Source organism: Solibacillus sp. FSL K6-1781 (genome assembly GCF_038630735.1).
GTDB classification, from domain to species: Bacteria; Bacillota; Bacilli; order Bacillales_A; family Planococcaceae; genus Solibacillus; species Solibacillus silvestris.
Genome location: NZ_CP152038.1, coordinates 2,210,478 through 2,234,478, shown reverse-complemented (window position 1 = coordinate 2,234,478; position 24,001 = coordinate 2,210,478). Strand labels below are relative to the sequence as shown.

General features: G+C 36.4%; 26 protein-coding genes. 21 read left to right on the top strand and 5 right to left on the bottom strand.

The features are described 5' to 3' along the window. The first annotated feature begins 31 nt into the window (after positions 1-31). The 8 genes from MHH37_RS11065 to MHH37_RS11030 all read left to right on the top strand — a co-directional run bounded on the left by MHH37_RS11065 (position 32) and on the right by MHH37_RS11030 (position 6,343). On the top strand, positions 32-811 hold the full coding sequence (locus MHH37_RS11065) for a GNAT family N-acetyltransferase (protein WP_342572973.1): 780 nt from the start codon (positions 32-34) through the stop codon (positions 809-811). A gap of 44 nt (positions 812-855) precedes the next feature. After that, positions 856-1,215, top strand: coding sequence for a DUF4440 domain-containing protein (locus tag MHH37_RS11060; RefSeq protein ID WP_342572971.1), 360 nt, complete (start codon positions 856-858; stop codon positions 1,213-1,215). A gap of 183 nt (positions 1,216-1,398) precedes the next feature. Continuing rightward, positions 1,399-1,938, top strand: a complete 540-nt coding sequence (locus MHH37_RS11055) for a DJ-1/PfpI family protein (protein WP_342572969.1) — start codon at positions 1,399-1,401, stop codon at positions 1,936-1,938. Between the two features lie 70 nt (positions 1,939-2,008). Further along, positions 2,009-2,608, top strand: a complete 600-nt coding sequence (locus tag MHH37_RS11050) for a protein kinase (protein ID WP_342572967.1) — start codon at positions 2,009-2,011, stop codon at positions 2,606-2,608. Between the two features lie 191 nt (positions 2,609-2,799). Next, positions 2,800-4,530: a S41 family peptidase gene (locus tag MHH37_RS11045; RefSeq protein WP_342572965.1), complete on the top strand. Its 1,731-nt coding sequence runs from the start codon at positions 2,800-2,802 to the stop codon at positions 4,528-4,530. Between the two features lie 384 nt (positions 4,531-4,914). Beyond that, positions 4,915-5,262 carry a hypothetical protein gene (locus MHH37_RS11040; RefSeq protein WP_342572964.1) on the top strand — a complete coding sequence of 116 codons (348 nt, stop codon included), beginning with the start codon at positions 4,915-4,917 and terminating at the stop codon, positions 5,260-5,262. Positions 5,263-5,324: 62 nt separating this feature from the next. Continuing rightward, positions 5,325-5,735, top strand: a complete 411-nt coding sequence (locus tag MHH37_RS11035; protein WP_342572962.1) for an HIT domain-containing protein — start codon at positions 5,325-5,327, stop codon at positions 5,733-5,735. 38 nt (positions 5,736-5,773) lie between these two features. Next, complete coding sequence (locus MHH37_RS11030; protein WP_342572961.1) at positions 5,774-6,343, top strand: AAA family ATPase; 570 nt, start codon at positions 5,774-5,776, stop codon at positions 6,341-6,343. A gap of 36 nt (positions 6,344-6,379) precedes the next feature. Here the strand turns inward: MHH37_RS11030 and MHH37_RS11025 are convergent, their stop codons facing one another. Continuing rightward, entirely contained in the window at positions 6,380-7,063 is a 684-nt protein-coding gene (locus MHH37_RS11025) for a VOC family protein (RefSeq protein ID WP_342572959.1), read from the bottom strand. A 180-nt stretch (positions 7,064-7,243) separates the two neighbouring features. On the opposite strand from MHH37_RS11025, the gene MHH37_RS11020 reads away from it, so the two are divergent. The 3 genes from MHH37_RS11020 (at position 7,244) to MHH37_RS11010 (ending at position 10,122) form a co-directional block, all read left to right on the top strand. Further along, a complete protein-coding gene (locus MHH37_RS11020) occupies positions 7,244-8,122 on the top strand; it encodes an AraC family transcriptional regulator (protein WP_342572958.1) in 879 nt (292 codons plus the stop codon). 87 nt (positions 8,123-8,209) lie between these two features. Then, on the top strand, positions 8,210-8,830 hold the full coding sequence (locus MHH37_RS11015; RefSeq protein ID WP_342572956.1) for an alpha/beta hydrolase: 621 nt from the start codon (positions 8,210-8,212) through the stop codon (positions 8,828-8,830). A 272-nt stretch (positions 8,831-9,102) separates the two neighbouring features. After that, on the top strand, positions 9,103-10,122 hold the full coding sequence (locus tag MHH37_RS11010; RefSeq protein WP_342572955.1) for a serine hydrolase: 1,020 nt from the start codon (positions 9,103-9,105) through the stop codon (positions 10,120-10,122). Positions 10,123-10,732: 610 nt separating this feature from the next. Here the strand turns inward: MHH37_RS11010 and MHH37_RS11005 are convergent. Then, positions 10,733-11,680: an EamA family transporter gene (locus MHH37_RS11005; RefSeq protein ID WP_342572954.1), complete on the bottom strand. Its 948-nt coding sequence runs from the start codon at positions 11,678-11,680 to the stop codon at positions 10,733-10,735. A 184-nt stretch (positions 11,681-11,864) separates the two neighbouring features. Between MHH37_RS11005 and MHH37_RS11000 the strand changes: the two genes are divergently transcribed. Next, positions 11,865-12,662, top strand: coding sequence for an N-acetylmuramoyl-L-alanine amidase (locus MHH37_RS11000; RefSeq protein WP_342572953.1), 798 nt, complete (start codon positions 11,865-11,867; stop codon positions 12,660-12,662). 68 nt (positions 12,663-12,730) lie between these two features. After that, a complete protein-coding gene (locus tag MHH37_RS10995) occupies positions 12,731-13,633 on the top strand; it encodes a stalk domain-containing protein (RefSeq protein ID WP_342572952.1) in 903 nt (300 codons plus the stop codon). Between the two features lie 89 nt (positions 13,634-13,722). Here MHH37_RS10995 and MHH37_RS10990 read toward each other — a convergent pair whose 3' ends face one another. Then, positions 13,723-14,973 (bottom strand): MFS transporter, encoded by a 1,251-nt coding sequence (locus tag MHH37_RS10990; protein ID WP_342572950.1) that lies wholly within the window; start codon positions 14,971-14,973, stop codon positions 13,723-13,725. Between the two features lie 192 nt (positions 14,974-15,165). Between MHH37_RS10990 and MHH37_RS10985 the strand changes: the two genes are divergently transcribed. Continuing rightward, complete coding sequence (locus tag MHH37_RS10985; protein WP_342572947.1) at positions 15,166-15,468, top strand: YqhV family protein; 303 nt, start codon at positions 15,166-15,168, stop codon at positions 15,466-15,468. A gap of 52 nt (positions 15,469-15,520) precedes the next feature. On the opposite strand, the gene MHH37_RS10980 is transcribed toward MHH37_RS10985, so the two are convergent. After that, entirely contained in the window at positions 15,521-16,753 is a 1,233-nt protein-coding gene (locus tag MHH37_RS10980) for an MFS transporter (RefSeq protein WP_339261950.1), read from the bottom strand. Between the two features lie 98 nt (positions 16,754-16,851). Further along, positions 16,852-17,478, bottom strand: coding sequence for a LysE family transporter (locus tag MHH37_RS10975; RefSeq protein WP_014823720.1), 627 nt, complete (start codon positions 17,476-17,478; stop codon positions 16,852-16,854). Between the two features lie 233 nt (positions 17,479-17,711). On the opposite strand from MHH37_RS10975, the gene MHH37_RS10970 reads away from it, so the two are divergent. The 7 genes from MHH37_RS10970 (at position 17,712) to MHH37_RS10940 (ending at position 23,952) form a co-directional block, all read left to right on the top strand. Next, positions 17,712-17,948 carry a hypothetical protein gene (locus MHH37_RS10970; RefSeq protein ID WP_008403808.1) on the top strand — a complete coding sequence of 79 codons (237 nt, stop codon included), beginning with the start codon at positions 17,712-17,714 and terminating at the stop codon, positions 17,946-17,948. A 300-nt stretch (positions 17,949-18,248) separates the two neighbouring features. Beyond that, positions 18,249-20,141 carry an N-acetylmuramoyl-L-alanine amidase gene (locus tag MHH37_RS10965; protein WP_065215855.1) on the top strand — a complete coding sequence of 631 codons (1,893 nt, stop codon included), beginning with the start codon at positions 18,249-18,251 and terminating at the stop codon, positions 20,139-20,141. 129 nt (positions 20,142-20,270) lie between these two features. Next, complete coding sequence (locus tag MHH37_RS10960) at positions 20,271-20,717, top strand: aspartate aminotransferase (RefSeq protein WP_065215856.1); 447 nt, start codon at positions 20,271-20,273, stop codon at positions 20,715-20,717. 13 nt (positions 20,718-20,730) lie between these two features. Next, positions 20,731-21,174: a GyrI-like domain-containing protein gene (locus MHH37_RS10955; protein ID WP_065215857.1), complete on the top strand. Its 444-nt coding sequence runs from the start codon at positions 20,731-20,733 to the stop codon at positions 21,172-21,174. A 22-nt stretch (positions 21,175-21,196) separates the two neighbouring features. Next, positions 21,197-21,607 (top strand): VOC family protein, encoded by a 411-nt coding sequence (locus MHH37_RS10950; RefSeq protein ID WP_342572942.1) that lies wholly within the window; start codon positions 21,197-21,199, stop codon positions 21,605-21,607. 217 nt (positions 21,608-21,824) lie between these two features. Further along, positions 21,825-22,727 (top strand): ABC transporter ATP-binding protein, encoded by a 903-nt coding sequence (locus MHH37_RS10945; RefSeq protein ID WP_008403799.1) that lies wholly within the window; start codon positions 21,825-21,827, stop codon positions 22,725-22,727. Beyond that, the gene (locus MHH37_RS10940; protein ID WP_342572939.1) at positions 22,711-23,952 is read left to right on the top strand and encodes an ABC transporter permease; all 1,242 of its coding nucleotides are present in this window, start codon (positions 22,711-22,713) and stop codon (positions 23,950-23,952) included. Before MHH37_RS10945 ends, MHH37_RS10940 begins: the two co-directional genes overlap by 17 nt. The last annotated feature ends 49 nt before the right edge of the window (positions 23,953-24,001 follow it).

Genomic DNA, 24,001 nt, shown 5'->3' with positions numbered 1-24,001 from the left:
AAATATTTGATGTGTTGAAAGGAACTCGGCTATGGATAAAAACGAATGCATTGCGCTTTTTCATAAAGAACTACGCCAAGAAGCTGTAACACCAGGTTTTAGAAGAGAAGAAACCGACCATGTTGTTCGTCATGTTTCAAAATATAACGAAAGCGGATTTATTTTAAGTTCTAATGTAAATGAAAGTTCTGCTAGGGAAGTGATTCGAAATGAGTTAACTTATTTCGGTAACCTTAAGCAGAGTTTTGAATGGAAAGTGTACAGCTATGACAAACCTGATAATTTGACTGAAATACTTAAACAAGAAGGATTTACGATCGATAATCCAGAAGCATTGATGGTCATGAAATTATCGGGAAGTCATCCTTTCCTTACAAATTTCGATTTACATGTAGTAAAGGAAATAACGGATGAACAAGGCATCCATGATGTTATTGCGCTAGAAGATGCTATCTGGAATGGTTCTCATGCAGAGCTTGGAGAAAGACTTTGGAGAGACAAACAAAATAATCCTGACTCGCTCTATATTTATGGGGTTTATGACGACGGCCAGCTTGTAAGTGCTGCTTGGATGTACTTAGAGAATAATTCATCCTTTGCCAGCTTATGGGGTGGATCAACGCTTCCAGGATTCCGAGGCAATGGTTATTATTCAAAACTATTGGCAGTTCGTGCACAAAAAGCTTATGAGAAGGGGTACTCTTTCCTCACAGTTGATGCCAGTCCAATGAGTAAACCTATTCTTGAGAAGGCTGGTTTCAATTGTCTTGCATACTCATATGGTTGCCAATCACCTACTATTCCTGTTTAAGATAAGCGATTTACATTTCCAAGTACAGAAAAGGTGAATTGAAAGTGGAAAAAAAGTCAGCATTGGAAAAACAGTTATTTCAACTAGAAAACAAATTGTTGGTACCTGAAATACGGACATCAAAAGAGGAGTTAACGAACTTACTTGCTGACAATTTTTTTGAATTTGGAAGCTCAGGGAAAGTATTGTACAAAGATGAGGAGTTTAGCGAAGCGACTCTTGGAATCGTACAAATGACAATGAGTGACTTTGAAATACATTTATTGTCTGAAGAAATCGTTCTAGCAACGTATCGGATTTATAATGAGGTAAACAAACAGCATTCATTACGGAGTTCGATTTGGAAATTTGTCGATGGACAGTGGAAGATGCATTTTCATCAGGGAACAAAAATTTCTGGATAGTTTTCATGCGCTATTCTTTTTAAAGAATTAGCGCTTATTTTTTATTAAGCTATTTCAGTTTCGATAATTTCATTAATAATGTTTATATATGTTAAGTGGTGATGCCGAAATAATAGCATACAACAAACGAAACAATCACGGGCGGTTCTATAAAAACGGGTCGGAAATAAGGAGTCAGCGATTGTGAAAAAAACAGCAGTAATTTTGTATCCGCAATTCAGTGAATATGAATTAAGTATAGTGTTGTCTATTTTAATGCAAGGAAACAAGACCATGGTTACTGTAGGGTTGGATAATCACTCCATAAGAGGTGAGTCTGGATTAACGTGTGTAGCTGACACAACAATTAGGGAAATTAACATTGAGGAAATTGATAGTATCGTGATGCCGGGGTGTTTGGATATTAAAACGCTTCTTAATGAAGAAACCTTATTTGAATTTTTAAAGCAAGCCGTTACGAAAGAGACAATCGTTGCAAGTATATCGAGTTCACCGTATCTATTGGCAAAAGCAGGTTTGCTGACAGGAAAGAAATATACTGTTGGGTTACCAATGGAAGCTATCGAAAAGTTAGGTGTATTTGATAAAGGAAAATACTGTGATGATCTCGTAGTACAGGATGGAAATATTATTACAGCAAGGGGGAGAGGATTTATTGAATTTGGGATTCGTTTAGGTAAAGCATTAAATCTCGAATTCGATGAAGGCTGGTATGAAGGATAATAGATCCAATCTTTAGAAGCAGCTGTAAAACACGAGAACTAAATACATAGATGATTCGGGGATGAAGAAAATGAATATTTCCACAGTAGTAGAAAATCTAGAAGATTTCCTTAAACAAGCTGAGATGATTGGAATCGGCTCAACAAGAAAAGTTTATCGCTTTGAAAACCTTGTAATTAAAACCTTTTTGCATCCTATTGGATATGCTCAAAGTAAAAATGAATATGAAATGTATCAAACGTTGGGAATGAAGGGGTTAGAAAAGCATATCGCGGCCATTCTTTATATGAATGATAAATATGTCATTCAGCCTTTTTATGAGCAACTCCCTTTATACAATCACTGCTCATACGATATTGATTTGGAGACGGATTCAAGAATTACGGAAGATTTAAAAGCTGCACTCCATGTAATCGATCATGAATTGAATGGCTTCGATTATAAAGATAGTGGAAATTACGGTTTGGATGAAGAGGGGCACCTTGTTTTAATTGACTATGGAATGACTAAAAAATTATATGAAGAACAATGGGTTATATTGGCTGAAGCCGGTAAACTCCCGCAAATCCGCTTTGAAAAATGTCGTGTATGTAATATTGAAAAGGAACTTCGGATGTATGGAGAAACTGACACGGATAACCGTTGCGTTTCTTGCGGGAAAGATTATTGAAAAGGGCATATGTACAATACTTAATTTTAGTTGATGAGTTTACAGTATAAGGGAAATAAAAGCATAGAGTAGCTTACTTTTTACATCGGTTTAATACTTAATCGTACAAAATGCAGGGGAGGACGAGATACTTCAGTATTTTTGATGCAAAAGAAAAATCAGAAAAAATATAAGGATAACGGAGTGATTACATGTACACCAAAACTGAGCTTTTTAATGATATTGTTTCAATTCTAAAAAATGATTATGCAGGTTATGAAGACAAAAAGAAGTATAACTATCCAGAGCGTTATACTGTAACAAACAACATGGATGATGCAACATTCACTCAAACAATTCAAGAATATTTATATGGTTTTAAAGATGGCCACCTATCTTTCAGGAATAAAAAAAGTGAAGTGCCATTCCGTGGCTTTCGTGTACGTCGCTATGAAGATGTGCTATATGTTACAGATATTTTAGGAGAGCTGCACTTGTATGTTGGCGACAAAATAATTGCAATCGACGGTGATTCTATTAACCTTGCTGCTTCTCGTTACTCTACATATTTACAACACGACGTATTTGAGCGTCAAACATGGAATAACCTGCTTCCATTTGTCGAGCATATTACATATGAGCGAGATGGCGAACGGTATGAGCTTGATTTATCGGAATATAATCGACCTGCTTATACGCCAATATATGATTTGAAGCAGCTTGATGAAAACACGGTTTATATTAAGCTGACGGACTTTGGCCAAAGCGAACCGATTCAAAAAATGATGGAAGAACATGAAGCACTTTTAAACTCCATTCAAAACATTATATTTGATGTACGTGTTAACTACGGTGGCAACGACCTTTTTTACTTTCCGCTAGTTGGCTATACAATTGATGAAACCGTTCATGCCTCACAAATTGTTCAACCCGATGAAGCAATGTATACAAATTATACAGCTAACAACTGTGATCTATGGATTGAATCATTATCAGATTACTTAAAGCAGCCGCTTGATGAAGCAACGAAAGCCTTCCTTGAGAAGGAAATTCAAAAATTTAAAACAAATTACAGTATTGGCATGAAAAAAGTAGAAGACAATGAAGATTTTATTTTTGAGCCTAAAGGAAACGCTCAAAAGGTATTTATTCTTTCAGATGTAACATGCGGAAGCTCTGGTGAAACATTTATTAAAAATTTAAAACAATCACCAAAAGTCATAGTAATTGGCCGTCCTACAATGGGTATTCTTGATTACTTCAATGTCACAACTAAGAATTATGGCAATTTTGAATTCAGCTACAGCATTTCAAAAATATCCGAAAAATATCATAATAATGCAACCGGGACATTGCCGCATATCCACATTCCATGGACAACACAGCATTTAGTTGAAGACGTCGATTTAAATTATGCACTTAGTTTACGTGAGAGCGTACTAACTAAAGAAAGCATTTCACCAAAAGAGATAATTGATGTCGAGATGGAAATGCAGACATTCGACATGAGCAAATCGGACACGTGGACAAATGAGCAATGGGCAATATGGCGCGGTGATGAGTACATGTACGATGATGTTGGTATTAAGCTTTTATTACTTGATGACCAGGATCTTTTTATGAAAATTATGGGGATCAGTCATAATGAAATAACAGAAGCGATGAATTTTAACTTTGATGTTGTAAATAAGATGCGCCAACCAATTGCTCTTCAGTTTGTTGAATGGACGATAGAAGGTAAAACCTTTGATTTGTCTCATGAGCCATTCATTATCATTAATGCAAACAGTGACGTTCCGCGGTTCCGTAAAAACATTATCCGGTCTTATAAAGATGACTGGCAGCATACAGCTATCACAGTTAACCTATTACACGCAATTACCTTTAAACCTATAAGAACTTTACAATTCAGCATTCAAAAAGTGTTTACACAGTTATTTTAATTCCCTAAAAAATTCCAGTTAAATTAAGGGCTTGATTCTATTTTAGTATCAAGCCCTTTTTCATTAAAATAAGGGATATTGAAGATAATATTCTTTTAGGCATATTTAAATGAAGGCGCACGGTTCCTTGTTATAATTTCTAATATATTTCATTAACTATTAGGGGGGATTAAAATTACGACCAATTACTCGCCGCGGCTACTTTTATTAGTACTTGCTGGATTAACAATTATCAGTTTACCTTTCGTTAGGCTAATCTTTCCTGTTTTCTATGTCCAAACATTTTTGTATGATTCTTCAGCAATCGTGCTTTTTCCGAATGGTTTAAATTTCAACCTAGTTGTGGCTGCATGTTTATTATTATTTATTGGATTCATTATCCCGTTGATCAAACAAAACAAATTCATATATAGCCTATTAATTGTTTTTATTGCATGCGGGATCTTTGTTTTTTATTTATCGGTTTTAAGCTATACATATATAGGAAAAGAAAAAGTAGTTTCGCATAATTTGTTTGATGGAAAATCGTTTCAATGGACTGAAATCAAGGAAGTAGCGCTTGAATATTATGTCGACGACACGGTTAGATACGAAGAATACAATTTTATATCAAAAGACGGCAATTCTATTCGAATTCCTTTGAACAACCATTTCCTACAGGAAGATAAAAGCGAAATCTATCGAATAGCTAGACAAAACAATGTACTATTTATTGAACAGGAAAAGAATTAAGGCTGACTGTTTATTTAAATGAAAACCGTAAAATAATAATTATTGTCAGGAAGAGAATCTGAATGAAAGATTGTATATTTTGTAATCTAGAATTAGAACCAACTCAAAAACTTATTTTAAGAAATGAATACTGTATGTTTCTGCAGTTGGAACAGGCACAACAGAAAGGAATTCGTCTTGAAGGTTCTGGCGTCATTATACCAATAGTACATAGAGCAACTCCATTTGACTTAACAGTAGAAGAATGGAATGCAACCTATGCACTTCTTCAAGATGTGAAAAACTACTTGGATGAAATGTATCAACCTCAAGGATATAATCTCGGATGGAATTGTGGAGAAATTGGGGGCCAGCATATATTTCATTCTCATCTTCATGTTTTACCAAGGTATGCAGATGAACCGCTTGCAGGTAAAGGTATAAGGTATATGTTTAAAAGTGAAGAGAATAAAAGGGAAACAGATATTAAATAAGTAATTATGCTAGTGCTTCTATTAAAGGGGTTACAATGATGAAAAAATTAGTAATTATTACAGTGGGCAAAACCCATTCTGGAAAAACTACATTTGCACATGCTTTAGAGAAACATTTAAGTAGCTCGATTATAATTGACCAAGATAATCATGCGGAATTTTTAAATACTTTTTATAAAAAACTACTCCCGGTTCAAGGACCTAATACCCTCAAAACTTCTTTATCAAAGCTTATTGTCGATTATGTTAAAGAACATACTGATTTTCATTTTATTATTTCCAATTCGAATCGTAGTAGCAAAGGTCGAAAGTATTTACTAGAGGAAGTGTTCCCAGCTGAATTTTTTGTTCGAATATTGGTGCACTTTGATATATCGGATGATGAACTTCATTCCAGAGTAAAACAAAGTCAAAGAAGTACAAATATATTTAGGGGATCAATTTCAAATTTTGAGGAACTGCTTTTTAAACAACAGGCAGAATCTCTAGGCGAAGATATTGTTGATCCAACAGTACATGAGGCCGACCATTTATTTATTATCAAGAATAAAGGCGATATCGATAATGTTATGGTAAATATTGTTCAGATTGCCCAAACGAGCTTGTAGAACCAAGCTCGTTTCCTTAAAAAGATTTCAAGCAATTCATCCACGATTCGAACTCACCAATTCCAGATATTCATCAATTTTAACCAATACTCCATCCGATAATAATACCTCCATTGGGAAAACTTCAGCATTCTTATTTGAAAAGAACCATGTGCGGCCCTCATTTACGAATAAAAGATAGGACGCATCTTTGCGTGCCCCCATAAATGTTAAACCTTCAGCCGCAACTTCTTTATGATCACGTTCAAAAATAGAAACTGCATGTAACGCCGAGACGGATTTTAACTTATCCTTTACAACAATACTCATCTCCGACATCTTTTGGAGGGATGAAGCCGAAAACGGTGCTTTACTTTGTTTTGCATCTGAAAGGCGACAAATAAATTCGACAATATTACCGGCCGGATCTTCAAAATAGATGGACTTCGCATCAATTCCTTCAAAGTAAACTTCATCATCACCTTGATTTTTTGATAATGTTACTTTTTCTTTTGCCCATATTTTCGCTTCTTCAAATTGATTTGACGGGATATCGAAAGCAAAATGATAAAATGGTTTTTCGTTCAAGGAAGCCTCAATGAAAGTGACCGTTGTTTTTCCAACATTCATTGTAAAGCGGTCCGAGTCTTCTGATATTAGAGGGAATTTGAACTTATTTAAATAAAATTGTTTTGTTGCATCGAAGTTAGACGCATACATCGTAACATGTTTAATATTCATAACATTTTCCTTCTCTCAATCTGTGATAACTTTAAATTATCATGTTTTCGTCATATACGAATCGTTAAATAGACTGAATTTTCCACTGATTTTTATGTTAATATATGGATGATGAACTTTAGCAAGAATTATCAAATAAAATTTCTCTTCATTCGTTATGATAATTTTGAGGTGAGCAAGATGTATTACAGTGAAGTAACCCAAAGAGTTATTGCATTTATTGAAAGTAATTTAACTGAAGAAATTCAGTTGGATAGTTTCCCGTCAGTTATTGGATACTCAAAATACCATTTGTTGCGTATTTTTAAGCAGGAGACAGGGAAGTCAATCGGTGAATATATTCGTGAGCGGCGTTTAGCTACCGCTGCAATACTTCTTTTGCAGTCAAATGAATCATTATTAACGATTGCCTTCTTATTTCATTTTCAATCGCAGGAAGCATTTACTAGAGCATTTAAAGAAATTTACTCCTTGCCACCCGGAAAATATCGGAAGCTTATGCAAGCTGTAAGAATGATGGAGGAGGAAAAAGAAATGAATGATAGTCAAGAGATTAAAGGATGGAGTTTAAGTGGATCTAACCCTGAATTATATGCAGTGACGGTAGATTCAAATGTTTTTCATACAGGTACAAAATCCGGAATGCTCTATTCAAAGGGGGAAGTTAATGCGCAGCACTTCGCTACAATGATGCAAGGTTTCCAAGCACATGACTATAAAGGAAAACGAATAAAGCTTTCATGTTTCCTAAAAACAGAGAATGTATTTAAATGTGGGGCTTGGCTCCGGATTGATAATGGCATGGGAGATACGATTCAATTTGATAATATGGACAACCGGTCAATACAGGGAACGTCAGATTGGAACCACTATTCAATCGTATTAGATGTTCCTGAAGATAGTTCTTCCATTTACTTTGGTGTTTTGCTTATTGGGCAAGGGAAGGTTTGGGCGGATGGCTTCAGTTTTGAGGAAGTAACGAAAAAAGTACCGACAACGAATATGCTTGATATCGAACATTTACCTGTACATCCAAGTAATTTGGATTTTAGTGAGTAATACAAATAATGACGCATCTCCTGAGTTATGGAAATGCGTTTTTTAACATGAAAATAGCAAACAATAAATAATAGGGGGGATTGCTTAATGAGATACATTTTTGTGCAGGGTTTAGGGCAAAGTTCATCAAGCTGGAAGAAAACGATTTCTTTCCTGGGAGATAAAGAACAGTTTTCGCATCCGGATGTATTTCAGCTTCTGAATGAAGAAAAGAAGACTTACAGTAATCTTTATGATGCTTTCTCTGATTACATAGAGCAATTTTCCGAGCCAGTCATACTGATCGGACTTTCACTGGGTGCAATTCTGTCATTAAATTATGCAATTGACCATCCTAAAAAAGTTCAATCTCTAGTATTAATAGCACCACAATACAAAATGCCAAAATCACTATTGAAAATGCAAAATATTATTTTTCGGTTTATGCCAGAAACTCCTTTTCAGAAACTTGGATCCAGCAAGAATGATTTCATTCAATTAACAAATACAATGATGGAATTAAATTTTAGTAAAGCCCTAAAAGGGATCGAGTGCAATACTCTGGTTATATGTGGAAAAAAGGATATAGCGAATAAAAGGGCAGCGAAGCAGGTAGCCAAACTTATACCAAATGGGTGTTTTCAGGAGATTGAAGGAGTTGGCCACGAAATAAATACAGAAGCCCCAGAAAAGTTAGCGTCGATTCTTAAAGAATTTTTGAAAAAATAAGAAAACAGCCTCTATGTCAGGTGAAAAATTTTAAAATGCAAATACTTATCGGGCTATAATTATGGAGATGGAAACATTCGGGATAAGACGTCATTCAATATGAGAGACAGGCCTGCAGCAATTAATTGTTAAAGGCAGTCCTTTTTTTGGTTATAAAACTTTGGGGTATGTTAAAATTAAATTGCCAAGTTTTGTTATTCCGAAAATCTCATTCGGAATAAATTAGTTACCCAGTTTTTATCTATAATCACTCAAAATTAAAGGGGATCAAGATGAAAATGCATTTAATAAATGAAAAAGTAACTGCAATTATGAAAGAGATTGACTTTTCAGGTAATGTTTTAGTAAAACGAAATAATGAATTACTACAGCATTACAGTAACGGTTTTTCGAATCGTACACATCATACTTTGAATAATGAGCAAACGCGATTCGGTATCGCTTCCGGGTGCAAAATCTTTACAGCAGTAGCGATATGTCAGCTTGTAGAGAAGGACCAAGTTACATTTGAATCGAAGTTATCCGATGTTTTGGACATGCCGTTTCCCCATTTCGACGAGGGAATCACTATCCACCATCTGTTAACACATACTGCGGGGATACAGGATTATTTTGACGAAGAAGTAATGAAGGACTTTTCGGATTTATGGGTGAATCAGCCGATGTATCTAATGCGAAACGGCCATAATTTTTTGCCGTTGTTCCAGCATGAACCGATGAAGTTGGCAGTAGGTGAACGCTTTCATTATAATAATGCGGGCTATATACTGCTCGGTCTTATCGTCGAACAGGTGAGCGGCAAGGGCTTTGATGAGTATGTGACGGAACACGTATTCAAGCGTGCAAGTATGGAGCAGTCAGGCTACTTTGAACTGGATGCCCTACCTTCAAATACGGCACTCGGCTATATTGATGAGGAAGACGGTTCTTGGAAATCAAATATTTACTCTGTTCCCGTAAAAGGCGGTGCAGACGGCGGAGCATTTGTCACAGTGGATGATATGCATCATTTTTGGCAAGCATTGATGAAGTTTGAGCTTTTAAATCCAGAGATGACACAGCAATTATTAACGCCATATATTCATACAGATGACGACTATGACCGATTTTACGGCTACGGGGTATGGATTGATAAGCGGGATGATATTATATCAAAATACCATGTGATGGGCTATGACCCGGGCGTGAGCTTCCACTCAGCATTTTATCCGGAAAATGGTGTGACGAGTGTCGTTTGTTCAAATAAGAGTGAAGGCGCATTTAATGTATTCAAGGAACTTGAGAAGCTTTAGTGGGGAAACCAACTAGCAGATGCTAGTTGGTTTTTATTATGAGGTTAACATGTTTGGTGAGGGCGTTGGTTATCTAATATCTAGCTCTGATCTTCTAATAAATCGTAAAAAGTTCTAATATATTGCTGAGCTTCTAATATAATCGATCAATGTTCTAATAAATCATTCCACTGTTCAAATATCCTCCGTAGATTTTCTAATATCACTTTCAAAAGTTCCAATATACCAACTGATTGTTCTAATAAACTTCAAAACAACATCGACTTGTCCTCAATCTTGCCAGAAAATTCACCGGAAATCGTACTCCGAATGTAAGTTTTCTAATATCCAGGCGAATTGTTTTAATAACCCGTTCAAATTTTCTAATATCAGCTGTAATTGTTCTAATAAAATCAAAAAGTCATCAACCAACCTCTAATATTTCCCAGAAATTACACCTTGTCTTATCACACACCCGGGTTTTCTAACATTCCTATGAATTGTTCTAATATAACCACGATAACATCTAAAACCCGCTTCCGAATTCTGCGGAAGATTTCGCAATTCCGATGAAGCCTCACAAATAAAAAAGCGCCCGCACACTCAATGCAAGCACTTTCATTATCTAACGTCAATTGTCTTCTACTATCGCATCCTCAACTTTATCCAGATCCTCAACCTTCTGCCGATCCGCCTTCAATGCTATATAGATCATCATCACCAAAATCAACGAAGTTCCGAGCCATTGAAAGGCACCGAACGGTTCCTTCAGCCATAACACGGTTGCCAAAACAGCAGTTAGCGGTTCAATATTGCCAAGAAGGCTCGTTTCCTTAGCAGTGAGAGTTTGAAGGCTTTCAATGTAAAACCAGAAAGCGAGCATCGTGCCAAAAATAATCACAATTACTAAATAAACTAATGTTGCGCCAGTCAAAACCGATACATCCACATCCCATGGAGGCTGCACAAAACTCATTGTCAATCCGGCAAGCAGCATCGCCCAGCCGACAACGACAAGTGAGTCGAATCGTTTTAAAAGTGGAATGACATAAAGCGTATAAAACGCAAGGGTCACACCGGACAATAACCCCCAAAGAATCGCAGGAAGTGGCACGGCAAACGCGGAAAGTGAACCGTTTGTTAATAAAAAGAAGCTTCCGCTAAGAGCTAGCACAATCGTTACTGCATCTTTTTTCGTGAATTTGGATAGGCCACGCACTGTTACCCAAATAATAATCATAACCGGTGCCAAATATTGCAATAATGTTGCTACCGCCGCATTGCCTTCTTTAATCGAGGCCATATATGTGTACTGAACTCCTAGCATTCCTACAATTGCAAAAACGAGTAGGCGGAATGCATCCCGTCTTTCTCGCCAAATCTTGAAAATTTCCCCCTGATCTTTAAATATTGCCTGGGCAATTAAAAGAAGAATCCCAGCAATGATAAGGCGGGTTGATACAAGCCAGCTTACTTCAATGCCAAGAGAAAACAGTTGTTGTGCCATTGTACCGCCGATTCCCCAGAAAAAACTGCCACTCACAACTAATAAAAATCCAATCATTCGTTTGTTTTTCATGCCTAACCCTCACACATTATGTATAATTACTCCATTGTAACGAATCACTATTCAAAATGCTATACCGTTTTTTCTGCGATCTATTGCAACATGTAAAGTGAGGTTTTTATATTAATATAATAAAAATCGAAATGTCCCTTTTTCATTCCGCTATTAGACATATAGATTGAAAAGGAGATGAATTATGATGCTAACTATTAGTGCTGGCCATTACGGAAAGGGGACAGGTGCCTCTGGCTACATGGATGACGGGGAGGAGACTGTTCTGGTTGTGCAGGAGCTCGGGAATAAATTGCAGCAAAAAGGGATTAAGGTCACTACAATTATCGATAAACAATCTAAAAGCCAGAAACAAAACTTAGCGTATTTAGTTAAGCGGCATAACGCAACAGTACGCGAACTCGATGTCAGCATTCACTTTAATTCCGCACGAAGTAAACAGAAAGAAGGAATTGGGACAGAAGTGCTTTATGTGAATCCAACAATTTCTCCGTTTGCGGAAAAGATGAGCTCCGAAATTGCGAAAGCGGGGATGTTTAAAAATCGAGGTGCCAAACACCGTACAAATTTGGCATTTTTAAATGGCACAACGAAAAAGGCCATTATCATAGAAATATGCTTTGTCAATTCCGAGCAGGATGCAAAGTTATACCGATCAAATAAAGACCAAATAATTGAAGGAATAGCCGAGACGTTAAGAAGCTATTTCCTGAAAACTTCACTTCAAATGACAACAAAACCTTCAACACTGGTAGCACCACCAACGCCAATAACACGAATGGATGCTCAATCAATCACAAGCAGGGCGTTACAGCAAAAAGTGGAAGAAATTTTTAATGATAAAGAAGCAGTACGTGAGCAACTTAAACAAGGCATTCGATTAGGGGCATTTCAGCCATTGTGGTTGGAAAAATTCAATCGTGGTACATTAACGTTATATGATTATATCGCACTTACAGCATTGCTATATCAAAAAAAATAACTAGAACGTGTAACCTTTTTTCCTTTAAATCGACTAATGTAGTGAAATTACCGAAAGGATGGAATGATATGAAAAAAATTGCACCATTAGCATTATCTGTACTCTTACTCGGAACCGTATCTGCTTATGCTGAGCAGCCAACAACAGAAGGGACTGAGCAAGTGGAAAAAGCAGGTACATTTATTCAGCACAGAGGGAACATTACAGCAGTCGAGCAGCGGGAAAATGCCCAATTATTTACGGTTGGTCAAGATGACAATATGTTCAACTTCTATGTAGATGATAAAACACTTGTTTTTGATGAACATGGCAATGAAGTTAAATTGGAAATTGGTGATACGATTTCATTATCCATTTATGCAGATCAGCCGATGATCTTAATTTATCCGCCGCAATATGCACCACCAGTCGTAATTGTTGAAAAGGACGATGCAGCCAACTCAGTTAAGGTAGCGCAATTTGATGAAAACTTCTTAAGTGACGACGGACAATTAAAGCTGAATTTAAATGAGGAATCAGTCATTATCAACACTAAAGGCGAAAAAGTACCTGCGAAGGAATTGCAAAACTACAACGCGATTGTATTTTACGGTCCTACAACAAGGAGTATTCCAGCACAGACAGCACCTGAAAAAATTGTTGTGTTCCCTAAACTTGAAGAAGAAGTAGTAAACCCTGAAATCGCACCTGAAATACAGGCGATAATAGGTGAAGACTATAAAGAAGTCGATGGCAAAATCATGGTGCCGTTACGAATGGTTGCAGAAGAGCTTGACTTCAAAGTTGCTTCAACAGGAAATGGCGCAATCATCTCAAAAGGTGCATTGTCTTACACAATTACACGTGGAGAGACAAAATATGGCCATAATCGTGCATTAAAACATTTTGACGTTGCACCAGCATTATTGGAAAAGAACAAAACATATGTAGAATATGATTTTGTGAAAGAGTTGCTCAACCACATTAAATAATTTTATGGGCTAAAATTCATTCCTTACGTGAATTTTAGTCTTTTTTTGCTTGAAAAAGGTGCTTTGAATTTAAATCAAAGCACCCTATTTTAGTTGACCGAAAGAGGCTGTTTCTTTATTAGAATTACAAATAAACTTGCCATTACGCAGCAAACGCCTGCCATAAAAAATGCCCAAGTATATGTATTAAAATAGGAATAAAGCATACCTCCACCATAGGCAGCAGTTGCAGCACCTACTTGGTGGGAAGCAAAAATCCATCCGTAAATAATTGCGCTTTTATGTACTCCAAAAATTTGTCTTGAAAGATTGATGGTCGGCGGTACCGTTGCCACCCAATCCAATCCGTAAAACACAGAAAAAACAAGAATCCAAGTCAGATTGCCCTCCATTAACGCAAAAGGCAGCAAGACAAGTGAAGCGCCTCTAAATAGATAATACCAAAACAGAAGCCAGCGATTATCAATACGATCGGAAAGCCAACCGGAAAGTGTCGTTCCTACCATATTAAAAACACCCATAAAAGAGAGCAAGGAAGCCGCAGTCACGATAGGGATTCCGAAACTAATGCAATAGGAAATAAAATGTGTCCCAACAAGCCCGTTTGTTGAAAAGCCACAGAAAAAGAAACTCCCTGCCAATAACCAAAATTCTTTAGCGCGTATAGCATCAGCTAACCCTTTAAATGCAATTACAATTGGATTGCCTTTTGATTGGTCGTGCACGACCTCTATATCCTCTGTCTGTCCATATGGAAGGATACCGATTTCTTTAGGTGTGTTTCTCATGAATAAGAAGATGATGAAAAACATTACTACGCTAATCGTTATAATTAAACCAATTGCCCAACGCCACGAGTAATTTTCGATAATTGTGGCTAAGACAGGGAGCAGTATTAACTGACCCATTGCAGTACTCGCGGTTAAAATCCCTGTCGCAAGTCCTCTTTTTTCTTTAAACCAATGATTCGCTACATATGGACTTAAAACGGTTAAAAACAGACTGGAACCAAGTCCGATAATAGCGCCCCAAATAATGATCAATTGCCATGATTGATTCATGAGGAAAATTAAAAGAAGGCCAATCAGTAATGTCCCCATAGAAGCAAGCATCATTTTCTTTAGTCCGAATTTCTGGAGTAATGCAGCCATGAATGGACCTGCAAATCCGTAGAAAAATAAACTGATTCCAAAGGCTAGGGAAATCACCTGACGATTCCAGCCAAACTCTTGTTCAAATGGAGTTAAGAAAACTCCGGATGATGCCATCGCTATTCCGGCGGCAATTATGGAGCAAAAAGATATAGCGAGAATAATCCAGCTATAGTGTATTTTTTTCAACTAAACACCGCCTTCATTTACTATATTTTAATTTTAAATAGAAATAGATCTTATGTAAATTGAATTTAATTATATTTTCAAAATAGTTTCAAAAATTAGGCTATGCTTGGGTTTTATAGATCCACAATTATCTTAAATATTATAGAATTTGAAAAAGTGTCTGTATAAATATATTTCTAGGATTAGTTGCATATGTTAGGTAACAATACTTGCAAGGATGTGTTTACATTTATGGATAAAGCACTCATAATTATCATTGCTTTAAGAATTATGTCCGGAAGTATAGAGTTAACGGCTGCTGCATTAATGTTTAAATTCAATGATTTAGAAAAAGCCTTTTATATTAATACGCTACTTGCCCTAGTCGGTCCGGTCGTCTTAATTGTGACAACAGCACTAGCATTGCTTGGACTTGCAGAAAAAATTTCTCTCACACGTATAATTTGTCTTTTCTGTGGAATTTCCCTAATTCTGTTTAGTTTAAAATCCGCATGAAAATATCCCATAAAAAAGGACCTATGCAGCTGTTGCTGTTAGGTCCATATTTTTATGCTGGTTCTTTTGATTTTCCGATTTCATCAACTTTAATGAACTTGAAGACAAACAATAAAAGAATTAATCCTAATATTCCTGCAGTGATATAGCTAATATTGAGATAGTTTTTCATGACGAGTGACATAATAGGCGGACCTGCTGCAACACCGATAAATCTGGCAGAGCTATAAAATGAAGAAACAGTACCGCGTAATTCTTTTCTTATATTATCTGTAATAATGGTGTCTAGAGCAGGCAATAATGCGCCAATAGCTATTCCCACGATACTTGTTACAATCAACAGGAGGATTAGTTTTTTGCTTGTGTATCCAACAAAGACAATGCTGATAGACATTGCAATCAAGGAGACCACTATAATTTTCTTTATTCTTGATAAATCTCCTTTAATTTTCCGACCGGAAATATAGGAGGAAATGCAAAGCAGTAAAAGTGGGATAGCTAGTACAAAACCTTTCTTAATCCCTTTAATATCATGAACTTTTTCCAGGTTTTCTGATAAGAAAAATAACATACTGAATAATATAAGCATAACAAGGACGCCATTAAGGAATACCGTATACAACCATCTTCCTTCTTCCTTGAAAACTTCTTTCGTATTTCGTATAAATTGCTTGAATTTTAAAGGTTCATCCTTATCTTTAGGTACCTTAACAAAGAAAAATATAAGTGCAATGGAAATTAGGCTGAGTGCAGAGATAGAAAAGAAGGGAAGAAACCATAAAATAGCAGCAAATACTGAGCCTAATATAGGACTCAACACTTTTCCGAACGTATTAGAAGTTTCTATTATCCCTAAAGTTGAGCTGATTTTCTCATCATCATCTTGATAGAGGTCACCTACAAGAGGCAAAACGATTGGCATGGCTCCAGCTGCACCAATACCTTGAATAATTCTGCCTATAATAATCATTGTGTACGGGTCATCCATCTTCCATGAAGCGAACCCGGCAATCAGACCTCCGATTAAAGCTAATATTAGACTCGGTAATATTACGACTTTTCGGCCAAAGCGATCGGATAAATAGCCTGCTACCGGAATGAGAAAAATGGCTGCGACTGAATAGCTTGTAATAATCATACTCGACTGAAATGATGTGATCCCGACTTTGTCTTCTAATATGGGGAGCACTGGAATAAGCATTGAATTTCCTAAAGTCATGATGAGCGGGATAGAAGTCAAACTAACAATACACCATATACTTACATGATTCTTATTTTTATCCATTACCACACCTCGACTAATTTTGTATTTCTATTTATTAAGGTATGGTTTCCTTTCGTGTTCATTTTATACACTCGGCTATTTGTATAAGTCACAACAATTCAGAATAACAATTGAAAAGCATGCTTTCCAAAGTAGATGCCGAATCCAATCATAAATATAGAGGATATAACGGTTACAGTTTTCAACAGATTAATGGATAATAACTTACGGGCAATACTGGATAAGGATGAATAAAGAAAATCTACGAAAATAATGCCAAGTAAAATGGCTCCACTAATTAGTATGATGTCCAATCCTGTAGCGATTCCTGCTGTTTTCGCGAGGATAGAGCCATAAATTCCTAGCCAAAAAAGAATTGTTATTGGATTTAGCAATGACATTAACAATCCAGCTAATAACGAATGTCTTAATCTAACTATTTTGCCGGTTTTAGAGTTCATTTCAATTTTATGTAGAGTGAGTAAACTTTCTATCCCTGTATACAAAAGAACAAAGCACCCAAAAGACCATAGTATTGTTTGCAATAATAAAGAATCAATAAATTTCCCAACTCCAAAATAAACGACGAACATGTACACAATATCAGTAGTTAAGGCACCAAGACTAAAAAACCAGGCATGGAAAAAACCGTTCTTTAAACCTGTATTTAATAGGACGTTCTTAACAGGTCCGAATGTAGCGGCCATAGTTATGCCTAAAAAAATATAGGTAAAAATTGAATTCATGAATTATCCCCCGTTAATTACATATTTGTGCATTTTATTCGGAAGTAAGGATTTTTAGGACTAGTAATAGGCAAAGCTGTTTATTTATTTTGGAGGGCACTGTAATTAAGGGGGGAGGATGCATCTTTCGTTATTATCTTTAATTTGAACTGGATCCCAATAGATTATTAAATGCATTTATTGTTATAATTTTAAAGTAATGAAGAAATTAAAATCATAGGGAGGCACTCATTATGCAATTGGACAAAAATATGCAGGAAATGTTTTCAAACTTCATTTTACAACGCGTAAAAGAGGATAAGGTGGAGGAAGCAAAAGCATTACTTGCTGAAAACTTTAAAAAGCAAGATGAAGGTACTTTTACAAAAGATGATATCGAACAGTTTGTTCCGAAGATGATGGACTATTTAAAACCGGAAAAAATAGAAGAGATTCGAGCAATCGCAAAACAATTTTCAATCAATTTCTAAAAAATAATGACAATTTCATAAAAAATTTATAGATTTAAAAAGGATCCGTTTGTTCGAAATATTACGAACTGGATTCTTTTTTTATTCTATAAAAAACACCGACAATTCGCTCTATTACAACAATGCTAAATAGATTATTTACCCTTTACTACTACCTTACAAACCTAAATTATTATACTATGTAATCTTTTTGTAACTAGACTGTAACAAGATTTTGACATTAAATATGGATTTACCTCTATTTTTTTCCGGTTTTGTACTATACAATGAGGGGGACAGCTTATGAAAGGATAGGGAACAATGAATCAAAAATTGATTACATTGGTTGTTGCAATCTTCCTCGTTTGTACACTAGCTGTTACACCGACATCAGCTAAAGTAGTATTTGCAGATGTTGCGACAACCGATGCCACTTACGATGAGATCCAGTATTTAATTAGCCTAGGGGCGATTAAAGGATATCAAGAAAAGGGCAAAACGTACTACAAACCCAACATGAGTGTGACGCGTGCACAAGCTGCGAAAATGGCGGTTATTGCTGCAGGTAAAAGTCCACTAAAAGTAAGTAATTCCTCGTACACTGATGTTAAAGTCGGGACTGAACAATCGACATACATCGAACGTGCACGTCAACTTGGATTATTTACTAAAACATCAGGGAAATTTTCTCCTAATGCCACTTTGTCTCGTGAAGAAATGAGTCACGTTTTATCAATCGCATTTAATTTAAATGTAAGTGACTATAAAGATTTACCGGTGTACTTCCCAGATGTATCGAGTTCGAATACATATGCTCCGTATATTAAAGCAATCTACTATAATGGGATTACAAAAGGTAGTGACGGCAAATATATGCCGAAGGGCTCGGTTACACGAGCACAGTTTGCATCATTTATTGCGCGAGCAAAAAGCGATGAATTCCGACTAGCCTTACCCGAACACCTTGATTCAGTTGATCCGACACAAGTAATTGGTCTTGTATCAGTAACAACAGATGGCTTAAATGTTCGTACAAAGCCGACAACATCAAGTGCAGTGATTGGCAGAGTAAATACGGGTGGTAAGTTATCGGTGTATGCTGTTGAAGGTAATTGGTTAAAAGTTTCTTATCAAGGTTATTACGGTTATATCAGTAAATCATATGCCAAATTCCTTGAACAAGACGGCAGTGCCATTGGACCATCAATTAAAGCTGTCAAGACAAATACAATTATAAATCTGTATTACAAACCGACATCGTCATCGAAAAAAATTAAACAAATTTCAGCAGGGTCAACATTGTCAGTCTATAAAGAAATTGACGGTTATTATTTAACAACTGTAGGTGGAATTCCAGGCTATATTGTAAAAAATAGCACAACGGATGTTGGTGGTTCAAGTGTGAATCCGCCACCATCAGAAACGGATTCCGACAATAACGATCCTGTCGTTACATCCGGCACAACAGGTAAGGTAACGGTTGCAAGTTTAAACATGCGCAAATCGGCTTCAGGATCATCAGCGACAATTAAAAAGTTATCAAAAGGATCAGTAATTGCGGTTCATTCCATTGATGGCTATTGGGCAAAAGTGACAGCGGGCAAAGATACAGGATATGTGCACAAATCGTATATTAAACTAGTAAACGAAAAAGGCAGCCCTATCAAAGACCGTATTATTATTTTAGACCCAGGGCACGGTGGGAAAGATCCAGGTGCTGTGAACTCAGGTAGTACGGAAAAAGCGATCGTTTTAAAAGTAGGTAATCTTGTCAAACAAAAACTTGAAGCAAACGGCGCAAAAGTATTTACTACACGTTCAGGAGATACGTATCCATCCCTTCAGGAACGCGTGAAATTTACAAAGGACAAGTTCGGTGAAGTTTATGTAAGCATTCACGTAAATTCAGCGACATCTACAAGTGCGAAAGGTACGGAAACGTATTACAGCATTACAACAGGTGACCAGTATGAAGAGGATAAAAAGCTTGCGACGTATATCAATAATGAAATCGTCAAAAATGCGGATATGAAAAACCGAGGGGTAAAAGAAGCACAGTATTATGTGACACGCAATATGATCATTCCTTCTGTATTAGTCGAACTTGGGTTCATCTCAAATGCAGAAGACCGTAAAAAATTAATCAATGACAAGTATGTAGAAATCTATGCACAATCCATTTACAACGGGATTGTTGATTACTACAGAAAATAAAATACGCTGTTCAATGGCTTAGTTCTTTCACAAGGACTAAGCCATTTTTTCTTGCTCAAATTAATATTTATAATATAGAAAAATATGGTAAAATTATTTAAAATGAAAAATTGTTTGGAGGAGGATGAAATGAAGCAGTCGATAAAAATAATCCTGTCAATCGCTATTGTTTTAGGTATTTATTATATATGGAATCAATATGAAATGTACCAGATTTCTAAAGAGTTGAATGAAGTGAGTTTTGTGGATAGCAGAGATTTAACAAAGGTCACAGTTGCTAAATATCCATCAAATGATTCTTCTGTTTCTTATAACATGGATGAAGTAAAAGAGCTTTACCGCCTGCTCGAAACGATGCCAACCGAGTCGGTACGTAAAGGAAAAGAAACAACTTCTAACTATCAAATTAAATTCTCTGATCAAGCACTTATGAAATCGATCACTTATACGATTTACGACAACGATATTGTAAAGCGGGAACAAGATGCAACAGCAGTCATGACAAGCGGCTATCTAAAATTGAAAGAACCATTTGATCGTACATTGCTGGAAGAGTGGATTAAAAAATATGAATAGAGCGGTGATGTAAATGACGTTCAAAATGATAAAAAAAGAGTTCAAGTTGGTAGGCTTAAAGGGTAGTGGGGAGTATCAAAACTTTGGAAGTGAAGTACCATTGCTTGCAAAACGGTTATTAAGCCGTTCTGATGAGATCGACTACCAGATTGAAAGTGAAATCGCATTGTTTGAACCTAAAAAGAGTGACGAACATAAAACGGGCAATTTCTTTGTAGGACTAATCGTTCGCGGGAAAGTGAATAAAATCCCGGCAGGAATGGATTATTTAGAGACGAATAACCATTATATTACGACAAGAGGGAACATAATGGAACTGGAAAAACTTCATGAAAATTTGCTGAATTGGGGAACAGTGCAAGGTTATAAAAGAGATCTTGATTCTTATATTATCGAAACATATCATCCTGTTAGTGAAGGGGAAGAAGTTGAAATCTATTTACCAATCATTGCTTAGAACTGGACTCGGGGGGACAAAAATGGGTGGAAAATTAGTGAGAGTCGGAACAACTTACATACCGGTAGCGGATGTGGAACAATCTTCTGAATGGTATGTGAAAAACTTGGAAGCGATTTTAAATTATAAAGACAAAGATAAAGCCATTTTAAACTTTGCAAATCAAAGTTTCTTTCTAGTACATTCAAAAGAGAATGAAAGGGCCAATTTTATAGACAAATACGAAAAGGAGTGTTTCTCAATTACATTCGAAGTTGATGGATTCCAGGCGTTAGAGGCATTGCATCATGATTTTAAGCAAATCGGAGTAAAAGTCGGTGAAATTGAAAATCGGGGACATGCTGGAAAGAATTTTATTTTTTATGATTTGGACGGAAATCAATTCGATGTTTGGAGTGAATTGAGCCCTGCTTTTAAAGGAAAATTAATTTAACGCCTTAACGAAACTTAGTAAGGGTGTATTTCTTGCTAAGTATTTTACATAATAATGAATCTTTTCTTCGTCTGTTTCGTACATAAACATATTGGCGGATGAAATTGATTAGTATTTTTATAAGCAGTGCACATACATAAATTTTTTAGTTATTAAATAATTGCAATAATTACTATATAATGGAATTCGCTAGTTCTTAAAAACAGGAGGTACGCTCATGGTGTTGCAACTGAAAGATGTGACGAAACGCTATCGTGATTTCGTTGCAGTAAATCGATTGAACTTTACAATTGAAAAAGGTGAAATATTCGGTTTGATCGGGCAAAATGGTGCAGGAAAAACGACTACATTCCGAATGATTCTGGATTTACAGGATACAACAGAAGGTACGATTACATGGGATGGGCAGCCAATCAAATCGGTAAGCCGTGACTTTTTAGGCTATTTACCGGAGGAGCGCGGTATTTTCCCTCAAATGAAAGTGGAAGAGCAGCTTTACTTTTTCGGCGAGCTGCACGGTATGGATAAAAACGAGCTGAAAAAAGATATCGACTTTTGGATTGAGCGCTTTGATCTGGAAGAAAAACGACATGTGAAAGCCGAGACGTTATCAAAAGGGAATAAGCAAAAGGTCCAATTAATCGCCAGCTTTATTCATAAACCGGCGTTTTTAATTCTTGATGAACCGTTTAGTGGACTGGACCCGGTAAACATGGAGCTGCTGAAAAATGCAATCCTGTATTTGCGCGACCAAGGAATGACGATTTTATTCTCGAGTCACCAAATGGATAATGTCGAGGAGCTATGTGACCATTTATGTCTACTAAAGCGCGGTGAATCCCTATTTTCAGGCTCGCTGCTTGATCTGAAAAAGCAGTACGGTAAAACAAAACTGACGGTACGTACAGATAAATCCTTTGAAGAATTAAGTAAGTATCCAGGTGTGAATCATGTCAAACTGGAACGGGACTCACAGGCAGTACTGACACTTGAAGACGAATCATATGCACCGGAAATTTTCGAACTGCTTTCAAACGGCAATTATATTGAAAAGTTCAGTTTAGATTATTTATCGCTGCATGAGATTTTCAAAGAGAAAGTAGGTGCCGGTCTTGTCTAAATTTAATGTGCTTATTAAAAAATTATATAAACAAAAAATCACATCAAAATCCTTTATTTTAACAACATTGCTTTATTTAGTAGTGCTAAGCGGTTTTATGTTCTGGTCGGAAATTAAAGACCTCATTTTCTCTGGGGATGCCGATACAATCGTAGTTATCAATGAAACTGATTTTGATATAGCGCAAGTACTGCAAGATTCAGATGATGTGGAATATGTCTATGTTGAAGCGGGTGATGTCAAAGATAAATTGAAGGATGGAGACTATTACGCGGCCTTTACATTATCAGATGCAGATGGCAAGCTGGCGGCAAAAATTGAATCATTTGATCCGCTTCCGCTTAATGATCAGCAAGATTTCCAAAGTTCATTAAGTCAGGCGGGTCAGCTGTATGCGATGAGTCAGATGGAATTATCACCGGAGCAGCAACAGTTATTATTGTCGTCAGAGCCTGTCATTACATTAAATTCACTGAATGAAGCTGCAGATGACGGTAAATCCGCTGAAGAAAAAATGGCGGGCGTTTGGGTTTCGTATGCGATTGGAATTATCATTTATGTTTTTGTCGCATCATATTTATCAATGATTACAACAGATGTTGCTTCGGAAAAAGGATCACGTGCATTGGAAATGTTATTAGTCAGCGTGAAGCCAGAAGTGCATTTCCGTTCAAAAATTGTCGGAGTATTTTTAGTTGCACTTACACAATTCGTCATACTTTTCGGCGGACTTTTATTACTGCTTCGCTTCTCAGATGGCGGAAACAAATGGTCAATTGTAACGGATCTGCTTGATTCACTATCGATAAGCTACTTCCTATATATAGTCGGTTTCTTATTCTTAACGATTTTCATGTATTTAATAATCGGCGCATTATTCGGTTCCCTAGTGTCGAAAGTAGAAGAAGCAGGGCAAGTAATGATGCCGGCAATGATGCTGACACTCGTTGGATTCTACGTTATGCTGACAGGTATGGGTAATCCGGATACTATGCTGATCAAAGTATTCTCATACATTCCATTTACTTCAGGAATGGTCATGCCGATGCGTTTAGGTGCAACAGATATGAACGCCATTGAACCAATCATTAGCTTCGTTATTTTAGTTGGAACAGTATTGACACTATACTTCCTGAGTCTGTCATTCTATAAACGAAGTGTACTGACATATTCATCAGGCGGTATTATAGAAAAAATGAAAACCGTATTTAAAGTAACAACGTAACTTTTAAAATATGCTCCTCATTATATGGACAGGAAACCTGTTCATCTTA